11 protein-coding genes and 1 pseudogene are annotated in these 10,012 nt (G+C 27.8%); 5 read left to right on the top strand and 7 right to left on the bottom strand.

The features are described from left to right. The coding region (locus AMN81_RS03450) for a transglycosylase domain-containing protein (RefSeq protein ID WP_179850563.1) at positions 1–689 on the bottom strand (689 nt) is incomplete at its 3' end. 100 nt (positions 690–789) lie between these two features. Between AMN81_RS03450 and AMN81_RS03445 the strand changes: the two are divergent. Further along, a pseudogene (locus AMN81_RS03445) lies at positions 790–2,606 on the top strand (Rne/Rng family ribonuclease). Here the strand turns inward: AMN81_RS03445 and AMN81_RS03440 are convergent. Together AMN81_RS03440 and thiS are read right to left on the bottom strand one after the other, a co-directional pair. Beyond that, on the bottom strand, positions 2,599–3,372 hold the full coding sequence (locus AMN81_RS03440) for a thiazole synthase (RefSeq protein ID WP_072090727.1): 774 nt from the start codon (positions 3,370–3,372) through the stop codon (positions 2,599–2,601). The pseudogene AMN81_RS03445 and the gene AMN81_RS03440 overlap by 8 nt on opposite strands. Before the next feature lies 1 nt (position 3,373). Further along, positions 3,374–3,592, bottom strand: coding sequence for a sulfur carrier protein ThiS (gene thiS / locus AMN81_RS03435; RefSeq protein ID WP_072090726.1), 219 nt, complete (start codon positions 3,590–3,592; stop codon positions 3,374–3,376). A gap of 16 nt (positions 3,593–3,608) precedes the next feature. Between thiS and aroQ the strand changes: the two genes are divergently transcribed. The 3 genes from aroQ to accC are packed head-to-tail and all read left to right on the top strand — an operon-like array spanning position 3,609 to position 5,820. Then, complete coding sequence (gene aroQ / locus AMN81_RS03430; protein ID WP_072090725.1) at positions 3,609–4,058, top strand: type II 3-dehydroquinate dehydratase; 450 nt, start codon at positions 3,609–3,611, stop codon at positions 4,056–4,058. After that, positions 4,045–4,479 (top strand): acetyl-CoA carboxylase biotin carboxyl carrier protein, encoded by a 435-nt coding sequence (locus tag AMN81_RS03425; protein WP_072090724.1) that lies wholly within the window; start codon positions 4,045–4,047, stop codon positions 4,477–4,479. Before aroQ ends, AMN81_RS03425 begins: the two co-directional genes overlap by 14 nt. 3 nt (positions 4,480–4,482) lie before the next feature. Then, positions 4,483–5,820, top strand: a complete 1,338-nt coding sequence (gene accC, locus AMN81_RS03420) for an acetyl-CoA carboxylase biotin carboxylase subunit (protein WP_072090723.1) — start codon at positions 4,483–4,485, stop codon at positions 5,818–5,820. On the opposite strand, the gene AMN81_RS03415 is transcribed toward accC, so the two are convergent. Both AMN81_RS03415 and AMN81_RS03410 read right to left on the bottom strand, forming a co-directional pair. Further along, complete coding sequence (locus AMN81_RS03415; RefSeq protein ID WP_072090722.1) at positions 5,817–6,221, bottom strand: DUF2155 domain-containing protein; 405 nt, start codon at positions 6,219–6,221, stop codon at positions 5,817–5,819. The genes accC and AMN81_RS03415 overlap by 4 nt on opposite strands. Next, positions 6,184–6,543, bottom strand: coding sequence for an NADH-ubiquinone oxidoreductase subunit NDUFA12 family protein (locus tag AMN81_RS03410; RefSeq protein WP_072090721.1), 360 nt, complete (start codon positions 6,541–6,543; stop codon positions 6,184–6,186). The genes AMN81_RS03415 and AMN81_RS03410 overlap by 38 nt, the downstream gene beginning before the upstream one ends. A gap of 115 nt (positions 6,544–6,658) precedes the next feature. On the opposite strand from AMN81_RS03410, the gene AMN81_RS03405 reads away from it, so the two are divergent. Next, positions 6,659–7,483, top strand: a complete 825-nt coding sequence (locus AMN81_RS03405) for a TSCPD domain-containing protein (RefSeq protein WP_072090720.1) — start codon at positions 6,659–6,661, stop codon at positions 7,481–7,483. A 1-nt stretch (position 7,484) separates the two neighbouring features. Here the strand turns inward: AMN81_RS03405 and aspS are convergent, their stop codons facing one another. Both aspS and AMN81_RS03395 read right to left on the bottom strand, forming a co-directional pair. Further along, positions 7,485–9,269, bottom strand: a complete 1,785-nt coding sequence (gene aspS, locus AMN81_RS03400) for an aspartate--tRNA ligase (protein ID WP_072090719.1) — start codon at positions 9,267–9,269, stop codon at positions 7,485–7,487. Next, positions 9,270–9,932, bottom strand: coding sequence for a P-loop NTPase family protein (locus AMN81_RS03395; protein WP_072090718.1), 663 nt, complete (start codon positions 9,930–9,932; stop codon positions 9,270–9,272). Between the last annotated feature and the right edge of the window lie 80 nt (positions 9,933–10,012).

The raw sequence follows: 10,012 nt of genomic DNA, 5'->3' as shown, positions 1-10,012 counted from the left end.
AAAACTAAATTTCTTCTAAATTTTGCTATATCTGGATCTCTATAAGGATTATATCTACTAGGCGCTTTTGGCAAAGCTGCTAATAAAGCAGCTTCTGAGTAATTTAAATCTTTAATTGATTTATCAAAATATTCTAAGCTTGCTGCAGCTACTCCATATGCTCCACTTCCAAGATAAATTTGGTTTAGATAAAGTTCTAAAATTCTTTCTTTAGATAAAGCTCTCTCTATTCTAAAAGCTAGAATTGCTTCCTTAATTTTCCTATTTAAACTTATTTCATTTGTTAGTAAAAAGTTTTTTGCTACCTGTTGAGTAATTGTAGATGCTCCCTCTAACCTTTTGGATGATAATATATTTGAAATATTATTTATTACAGCTCTAATAACACCCTTAGCATCAACGCCTGGATGTTTGAAAAAATTTTTATCTTCAGCAGATAAAAAAGCGTTAATTACATTTTTTGGAATTGAGTTAAATGGAACAAATACTCTTTTTTCCTGCGAAAAATCTGCAACCAAATCACCATTACCAGAATAAACTTTACTGGAAACAGGAGGTTTGTAACTTTTAAGAAATTTATAATCTGGTAAATCATTAGAATAAGTCCATAAAACACTTATTATCGAAATTGCTGATAATAGAATAAAAGACGTAATAAAAATAAAGATATTTCTAAAAAATTTATTCATTTTAATTTCATTATATCCTGGAATTTGTTAAAGATATGGCAAGAAAATTAAACAAAATTTTAAAAATTAAATTACTAATGAAATTAACATTCACAAAATTATGGAAAAAAATTTATATATCGATGCTTCGCATCCTAACGAAACTAGAGTTGTTCTTAAATCAGGTGAAAATATTGAAGATTACGAATACGAAGGTTTAAAAAATAACTTAATTAAAAATAATATTTATTTAGGTAAAGTAAGTAGAATTGAACCCTCTTTGCAAGCAGCCTTTGTTGATTTTGGAAGAGAGAGGCATGGGTTTTTGTCTTTTAATGACATTCAATCAGATTATTATCAGATACCAAAAGCAGATTTAGAAAGAATTAAAGAAGAGGAGGAAAAAGCTAGAGAAGAACTTTCAAGAGAAGTTGAGGCTAAAGAAGAGGAAAATATTGCTGAAGGAAAACTTGAAATTGATGATCCTATAGAAAAGATATCAGAAGAACAAATAGAAGAAGATTTAAATAATAAAGAAAATATTAATGAAAAAGAAAATTTAGATGATGGAAAAGAAAAAAAGAAAGAGCATAGATTTAAATTTAAAAGATATAAAATTCAGGAAGTAATTAAACCTAACCAAGTAATTCTTGTACAAGTTATTAAAGACGAGAGAGGTCAAAAAGGTGCAGCTTTAAGCACTTTCATTTCTATTGCTGGTAAGTATATAGTATTAATGCCAAACACTCCTAAAGGAGGAGGTATATCAAGAAAAATATTTAATCCTGCTGATAGAAAAAAAATAAGAACAATTTTAAATGAAATTGAAATACCTAAGGAGATGGGATTAATTGTCAGAACTGCTGGAAGCAATAAAACAAAAAATGAAATAAATAGTGATTTAGAAACTTTGGTTAATTCTTGGAGTCAAATAAAGGAAAATGCAATAAACTCTATTGCTCCTTCTTTAATTCATCAAGAAAGTGAAATAATTAAAAGAACTTTAAGAGATATGTATGACGAAAATACAAAAAATATTATTGTAGAGGGCAACGAAGGTTATAAAAAAGCTCAATCATTCATGAAAACTATGATGCCATCAAATGTGAAAAAAGTAAAAAAATTTAGAGGAAAAATTCCACTGTTTATTCAAGAAAATATTGAACAAAAGTTAAATCAAATATTTGACTCTGAAATTAAACTTAAGTCAGGAGGATATTTAGTTATTAACCCAACAGAGGCTTTAGTTTCTATTGATATAAATTCTGGGAGTTCAATAAAAGGAAAAAATGTCGAAAGCACTGCTTTAGATACAAATATTGAAGCTGCAGAAGAAATTGCAAGACAAATAAAGATAAGAGATTTATCAGGTTTAATCATTATAGATTTTATTGATATGCTGAGTTATGGAAATAGGAAGTTAGTAGAAAGAAAACTTAAAGAAAAATGTAGGTCTGATAGAGCGAGAATTCAAATTGGAAGAATAAGTAATTTTGGTCTTTTGGAGATGTCAAGACAAAGATTAAGAGAAAGTGCAATTAAATGGAAAGTTACATTAACGGACGAGTCTTTTGCCCAAAAACTTTTAAAAATTGTTGAGTTAAAAGCTGTAATTAACAAAGCTAAATTTGTTGAGTTAAAAGTTTGTGAAAAAATTTCAGATTTCCTTAAAGAAAATTTTGTTGATGACTTAACTTATTTTGAAAAAAAAATAAAATGAAAATAGATATTATTAGTGATAATTCTTTAATTATACCAGAGTACATCATAGATATTAAAAATAAGTCAAAGAAAACAATTGAATTAATAGAATATTATGAAAAATTAAAAAATTTAGAAACCCAAAATAAGGAAAATAAATTTTTAGAAAAAAAAGAAATCAAAAAAATCAACAAAAAAACTTATAAGAAAAAAAGATATTATAAAAAAACTAAATAATCCCTTTTGATGGAGATGATGGATTGCCCATCAAAATTTTATCTATTCTTCCAGACTTGTAAGATTGCCTACCAGCAATAACAGCATTTTTAAAAGCAAGTGCCATTTCAAAAGGTTTTTTGGCCTTTGCAATTGCTGTATTAACAAGCACTCCGTCACATCCTAATTCCATTGCAATTGTAGCGTCTGAAGCTTGACCCAAACCAGCATCAATAATTAATGGAAGTTTGGTTTGTTTTCTAATTATTTGAATATTAATTTTGTTTTGTATGCCTAGTCCTGATCCAATTGGTGCAGCTAGAGGCATAATTGCTTCAGCACCTGAATTCTCTAAACGCTTAGCCATTAAAGGATCATCATTACAATAAACCATAACCTTAAAACCTTCTTTAGCGAGAACTTCTGTAGATTTTAAAGTTTCAATCATGTCGGGGAATAAATTCTTTTTATCTCCTAAAACTTCTAATTTAACTAACTTCCAACCACCTATTTCTCTTGCTAATCTCAAAGTTCTCAAAGCCTCTTTTGAATTAAAACATCCAGCAGTATTGGGTAAATATGTAATTTTTTTTGGATCAATATAATCCATAAGCAAAGGCTTATTTTTATCTGAAATATTAACCCTTCTTACGGCAACTGTTACGATTTCTGCTCCTGAAAGTTTAATTGCTTTTGCGCACTCAGGCATACTTTTATATTTTCCAGTTCCAACGATTAATCTGGAATTAAATTTTTTATTCGCAATAATTAGATTATCTTTTTTCAAATTAACCACCTCCAATAAAATGAACTATTTCAATTTTATCATTTTTATTTAATTTTATTTTATTAATTTTTTTTTTATCTATTATTTCTTCATTAAGCTCAATTGCTACTTTATTTAATGGTATTTTTAGATTTTTTAACACCATAGAGAGATTAATATCTTGAATTATAGATTTGTTTTTACCATTTATTTTGATTTTTATTTTTTTTATTTTTTTCATCGTATATAAGTGCTGAATGAATAATAAAATAATAATTATTAACGGTCCAAATCTTAATCTATTAGGAGAAAGAGAACAATCACAATATGGATCAATTACGTATGATCAACTTAAAGAGAATTGTTCTAAAAAAGCAAAAGAAATTGGTCTTGATGTTGAGTTTTCTCAATCTAATGTTGAAGGAGAGCTTGTTAATATTATTCAAGATGCTAGAAAAAAATTTGATGGTATAATTATAAATGCTGCTGCATTTACTCATACCTCTGTAGCCATAAGAGATGCTCTAGATTTGTTTAAAAAACCAATAATCGAGCTACATTTATCTAATATTTATAAAAGAGAGGAATTTAGACATAAATCACTTATAAGTGGTGTGGTGAGTGGAGGAATTTTTGGATTAGGTGCTGAAGGATATATTTTGGCCATAATTTCATTACAAAAGACTTTACAAAATGAAAATAGATAAAAAAATAATTCAAGAACTAAGTGATTATTTAAAAGAATTTAATCTTACTGAAATTGAGATAACTGAAAAGGATACAAAAGTTAAAGTATCAAAAAATAATGTTTCAATAAGTAATCAACCACAAGTTATTTCATCTTCTTCACCTGTAACAAGCTCAGCACCTATTCAAACTCAAAATACTAAATTAGGAACTGAAATTACTTCACCTATAATTGGAACAGCATATCATGCTCCTGAACCCGGTGCTAAAAAGTTTGTTGAACTTGGAAAAAAAATTAAAAAAGGTGATACAATAATGATTGTTGAGGCAATGAAAACCATGAATCATGTTCCTTCAACAGCAGATGGTGTTGTAAAAGAAATTTGTGTTGAAGATGGCCAACCTGTAGAATTTGGTCAAACTATTATTATCCTTGAATAAATAATGTTTAAAAAGATTTTAATTGCAAACCGTGGAGAAATTGCAGTTAGAATTATTAGAGCATGTAAAGAATGGGGGATCCCTAATGTCGCTGTTCATTCAGATGTAGATAGAGAAAGTATGCATGTAAGAATGGCTGATGAAAGCGTATGTATTGGTTCTCATCAACCAGCAAACAGTTATTTAAATATTCCAGCATTAATGTCTGCAATAGAACTTACAAATGCTGATGCTGTTCATCCCGGATATGGTTTTCTCTCTGAAAACGCAAATTTTGCAAAAATTTTAGAGGAAAATAAAATTAATTTTATTGGAGCCTCATCAAAACATATTGAGATGATGGGTGATAAAATCCAAGCAAAAAAAATAGCTAAAGAAAATGGTTTACCTGTTATTGAGGGGTCTGAAGGAGGTGTGAAAGATGTTTCTGAGGCAAAAGAACTTTGTATGAAAATTGGTTTTCCGGTCTTAATCAAAGCCTCAGGTGGAGGTGGAGGCAAGGGCATGAAAATAGTTTACAAAGAAGAGGAATTTGAAACGTTATTTTCAACAGCTAAATCTGAAGCTCAAAAATACTTTGGCAATGATGAAGTTTATATTGAAAAATTTTTTCAAAATCCAAGACATATAGAAGTTCAAATCTTAGCTGGTAAAAATAATGTTGTTCACCTTCATGAAAGAGACTGCTCTGTCCAAAGAAGACATCAAAAGTTAATTGAGGAAACACCAAGCCCTGTTCTAAATGACGAAATAAGAAAAGATTTATTTGAAAAAACAGTAAAAATGGTTGCAAAAATTGGTTATATGGGTGCTGGAACCGTAGAGTTTATTTATGAGGATGGAAAATTTTATTTTCTTGAAATGAATACAAGAGTACAGGTGGAACATCCCGTAACTGAAATGGTAACTGGAATTGATATTATCAAAGAACAAATTTGGATTGCTTTTTCTGGAGAAACAGCTCTAAAACAGAGTGATATAAACCCAAGAGGACATGCAATTGAATGTAGAATAAATGCAGAAGATGCAAGTAAAAACTTTCAACCATCTCCTGGAACTATAAATATGTGTCATCAACCATCTGGTTTTAGAACAAGAGTAGATGGAGCTATTTTTCAAGGATACAAAGTTACTCCTTATTACGATAGTATGATTTGTAAATTAATCTGTCATGGACGAAATAGAACTGAGGCGATTCAAAGAATGAATAGATCTCTTGATGAATTTGTAATAGAGGGGATTACCACAACTATTCCGTTACATAAAAAACTTTTGAGTCATAAAAAATTTATTAACTCAGATTTTAATGTAAGCTGGTTAGATCAAGATACTATAGTCTAATAGCATTTGATGAGCCAAACATCATATACCGGATGATCAAATGGAGTTATTGATGGGCTTGATGAAAACATCCACCCATTAAATACAAACACTTCATTATTGTTTTCATCTGTAAGATCTTTGACTTGGATATATGCTGTAATTTCAGGATTATCATCAAATCCTGAATTTTTACATTTTAAACTTTTTATAGAAAGATCTTTAAATCTTGTTAATTCTCCATTTTTTAATTTTACTAAGGTATTTTTTGAACTAATTTTATCTAAAATTTTCAAATCTGTAAAAACACCTTCTGTATTATCTTTTCCATATGAATAATTTATTAAAAATAAACAAACTAGAACTAAAAGATAAAAATTAATTTTATTGTTTCCAACTAGAATATTTTTTTTTGATTCCATCTTTATCTTTGTTTGGATAATAAGCTTTTTCAGTACCAGTTAAATTAGGTTGATGAGATTTTTGCCAATCATATTTTTCAAGTTCGTGAATTTTTTCTATTTTATTAGGTGTAAAATGTATCCAGGAATACCATTCAACTGGTATTTTAGAGGCATCAATAGTATTTGAATAAATAACCCATCTCTTTCCATTTTTACTTTCATAATATTTGTTACCAAACACATCACTACCAACTAATTTTCCAAAAAAAATTGTTTTTAATCTAGTTCCGAAGGTATCTCGATTCCACCAAGTGAAAATTTTTTTAAAAAATGTCAACATAAAATTTTTTTATTTATTCAATTAAAAATTGTATAATTTAAATTAGACTAAAATATGAATTTGTATATAAATTAATTGATTCAATATTCAAATTAAAATTTAAGTTGGAATAAAAATGGCAAAATATTTAGTTGAGACTTACTACACATGTACTTTTAAAGTTAACCATTACCTGGACGATATTAATGAAAAAGAGTTAAAAAATCTTGAAAAAAGGGATGATGGCAAGTTCGAAGTTTTAGACGTAAAACTTGATAATCGTAAAACAAAAAATCTTGATCCAAATAATAATAAAGTTATTGAAAGTAAAAAAGTTGAAGTCGTGGCGGAGGTCAACCAAAATAGCTTAGAAAATAAAGAAAACATTATTTCAAACTTCAATAAATCCTCTGAAAGAGGTGGTAAAAGATTTAAAATGCCAGATAGAAGAAAAGGTTATATCCAAAAAGCTACTATCGGAGATCATAAAGTTTACCTACATACTGGTGAGTACGATGATGGTAAAATTGGAGAAATTTTTATTGATACAAGTAAAGAAGGAGAATTGGTGAAAGCACTCATGAATAACTTTGCTATCGCTGTATCTTTAGGCCTTCAGTATGGTGTTCCTTTAGACGAATTTATAAGCGCATTCGTTGGTACTAAATTTGAACCTTCTGGAAAAGTACATGGAAATGATAGAATACTAAGCGCAAGCTCAATACTAGACTACATTTTTAGAGAATTAGCTATTTCTTATCAAAATAGAGAAGATCTAGCTCACACACCATCTATTGGTGGAAACGAATTAGCTTCGAATGATGAAATTCAGTCTGAAGATCAAAACCAATTATTAAAAATTGTAAAAGATATAACTAGTAAAGGTTTTGTTAGAAATAATTATAAAAAAAATCTAGTTGATCTCTCTGATGTAAAAATAAGTTTAAAAGGTAAAAAATAATTTATTTTTTAGTTTTCAAAGCTAAATTTAATTCTTTTAATTGATCTAAATTTACCTCGGATGGTGCATTCATCATCAAATCTTGTGCATTTTGATTCATTGGAAACATTGTGACTTCCCTAATATTTTTTTCATTAGCTAGTAACATTACTATTCTGTCAATACCGGGTGCTATTCCACCATGAGGTGGTGCTCCATAACTAAGCGCATTAATCATTCCACTAAATTTTTCATCTACTTGATTTTTATCATATCCTGCAATCGAGAAAAGTTTATACATAAGTTCAGGTTTATGATTTCTAATTGCTCCAGAAGATAATTCTATTCCATTACAAACTATGTCGTATTGATAGGCAAGTATATCCAAAGGATTTTCAAAATCTTCTTTACTCAAATTACCCTGTGGCATTGAAAATGGATTATGACTAAACTTAATCTTTTTAGTTAATTCATCTTTTTCAAACATAGGATAATCTACAATCCAGCAAAATGCGAAAACATTTTCATCAATTAAATCTAGATCTTTTGCAATTTTATCTCTTGCTAAAGAAGTAATTTTTTCTAAATCATCCTGCTTTCCACAAGCCATAAAAATACTATCCCCTACTTCAGAATTTGTTTTTTTAATAATCTCAAGTAATGCATCTTGAGAAAAAAATTTACCTATGGGACCTTTTGCTGAAATATCTTTATCTTTTTCAAAGGTAAAATATGCTAAACCAGATGCACCTTCTCCTTTTGCCCATTTATCAATATTATCAAAGAAACTTCTTGGTTGATTTTTAGTATTTTTTGTAACAATACACCTTACTCTAGATCCAGATTTTACTAATTTTTTAAATATTTCAAATGTAACATCGTCTCTAGTAAATATTTCAGTAATATCATTTACAATAAGTGGATTTCTTAAATCTGGTTTATCTGTACCATATTTAAGCATTGCTTCCTTATACGAAATCTTTGGAAATTTATTAAACATCAGTTTTTTGGAAGAAAAATTTTTAAATGTATTAACCATTAATTTTTCAACAACATTAAATACATCTTCTTGCTCAACAAATGACATTTCTAGATCTAGTTGGTAGAACTCACCAGGACTTCTGTCTGCTCTTGCATCTTCATCTCTAAAACAAGGTGCAATTTGAAAATATCTATCAAAGCCCGAAACCATTATTAATTGTTTAAATTGCTGAGGAGCTTGAGGTAGTGCATAAAATTTTCCTGGATTTAAACGACTAGGTACTAAAAAATCTCTTGCACCCTCTGGACTAGATGAGGTTAAAATTGGTGTTTGAAATTCTAAAAAACCTAATTTAGTCATTTCATTTCGGATATGTGAAATAACTTTAGATCTTAAAATAATATTTTCATGAATTTTTTTTCTTCTTAAATCTAAGAATCTATATTTCAATCTTATTTCTTCTGCATACTCTTGATCACTAAAGATTGGCATAGGTAGCTCTTTACAAGTGCCTAAAACTTCATGTTTCTCAATTACAACCTCTATTTCACCTGTATCAATTTCAGAATTAATTGTTTCTTTAGATCTGTTAACAACTTTACCCTCAACTTTAATTACTGTTTCTAATTGTATTTTTTCTAAATCAGAAAAATATTTATTATCTTTATCCACTATACATTGGGTAATCCCGTAATTATCTCTTAAATCAATAAATAATAAGTTTCCATGGTCTCTTTTTTTATTTATCCAGCCTGCAAGAGAAATTTTTTTATCTACATCCTCTTTTCTCAATTCATTACACTTATGTGTTCTGTATTTATTCAATTAAACCTCTAATGCTTCTCTAATAATTTTAAAATCGATTGGTTTCTTTCTTTTTAAACTTATTTCGTCGATTTTATATATGAAATCAGAAATTTTGCCATAAGTTCTATCAATTCTCTTAATTATAAATTCAATAAGTTTTTGATCTATTGATATTTGGCGGTCAGAAAGATTTTTTAATATTAGTGCATAAATTAAATCATCACCAGGTTTTTCAATTTGAGATAAAATAAAATTATTAGATCTTGAATTAAGATCATTTAATTTAAATTTAAAATCAACTATTGGTATTTTTGATGTTACTATTAAATACTTATTATCTTGGTCTATGATATTTATAAGTGTAAATAATAAATTTTCATTTATTTTTTTAGTTAAATCCTCAACAATAATATTTTCATAAATTTTAATTTGTTGAAGAAAGTCATTATTAATATCTTCTGCATTAATTTTAATTCCTCTATGCTTTTCTAAAAATATATTTATTAAATGACTTTTTCCTGAAAACTTCTCACCTATTAAGTTTATAAAATTTTTATCCCATTTTGGCCAACTATTTAAAAGACTATAAGAGTGTTCGTTGCTGTTTGAAACATAAAAATCCTGATCTTTAAAATTTTGATCATAATCAAATTTAAGTATTTGTTGATTAAGATTTGTCATTTAAAACCCAAATTTTATTTTTAATTTCAAAATCATAATTTTGATCGCTCATAACTTCTAAAAACTTATCAGGTGTTCCA

The sequence above is a fragment of the Candidatus Pelagibacter communis genome, from assembly GCF_001179845.1.
Taxonomy (GTDB): domain Bacteria; phylum Pseudomonadota; class Alphaproteobacteria; order Pelagibacterales; family Pelagibacteraceae; genus Pelagibacter; species Pelagibacter ubique_Q.
Note: the sequence above shows the minus strand (reverse complement) of the source record. Positions and strands in the feature narration are given on the sequence as shown.

What these genes read in the sequence shown, in the direction of transcription:
- AMN81_RS03425 (WP_072090724.1), top strand. Translation starts at nt 4,045, where the DNA reads ATGAAAATAGATAAAAAAATAATTCAAGAACTAAGTGATTATTTAAAA.
- aroQ (WP_072090725.1), top strand. Translation starts at nt 3,609, where the DNA reads ATGAATAATAAAATAATAATTATTAACGGTCCAAATCTTAATCTATTA.
- AMN81_RS03410 (WP_072090721.1), bottom strand. Translation starts at nt 6,543, where the DNA reads ATGTTGACATTTTTTAAAAAAATTTTCACTTGGTGGAATCGAGATACC.
- AMN81_RS03395 (WP_072090718.1), bottom strand. Translation starts at nt 9,932, where the DNA reads ATGACAAATCTTAATCAACAAATACTTAAATTTGATTATGATCAAAAT.
- accC (WP_072090723.1), top strand. Translation starts at nt 4,483, where the DNA reads ATGTTTAAAAAGATTTTAATTGCAAACCGTGGAGAAATTGCAGTTAGA.
- thiS (WP_072090726.1), bottom strand. Translation starts at nt 3,592, where the DNA reads ATGAAAAAAATAAAAAAAATAAAAATCAAAATAAATGGTAAAAACAAA.
- AMN81_RS03415 (WP_072090722.1), bottom strand. Translation starts at nt 6,221, where the DNA reads ATGGAATCAAAAAAAAATATTCTAGTTGGAAACAATAAAATTAATTTT.
- AMN81_RS03405 (WP_072090720.1), top strand. Translation starts at nt 6,659, where the DNA reads ATGGCAAAATATTTAGTTGAGACTTACTACACATGTACTTTTAAAGTT.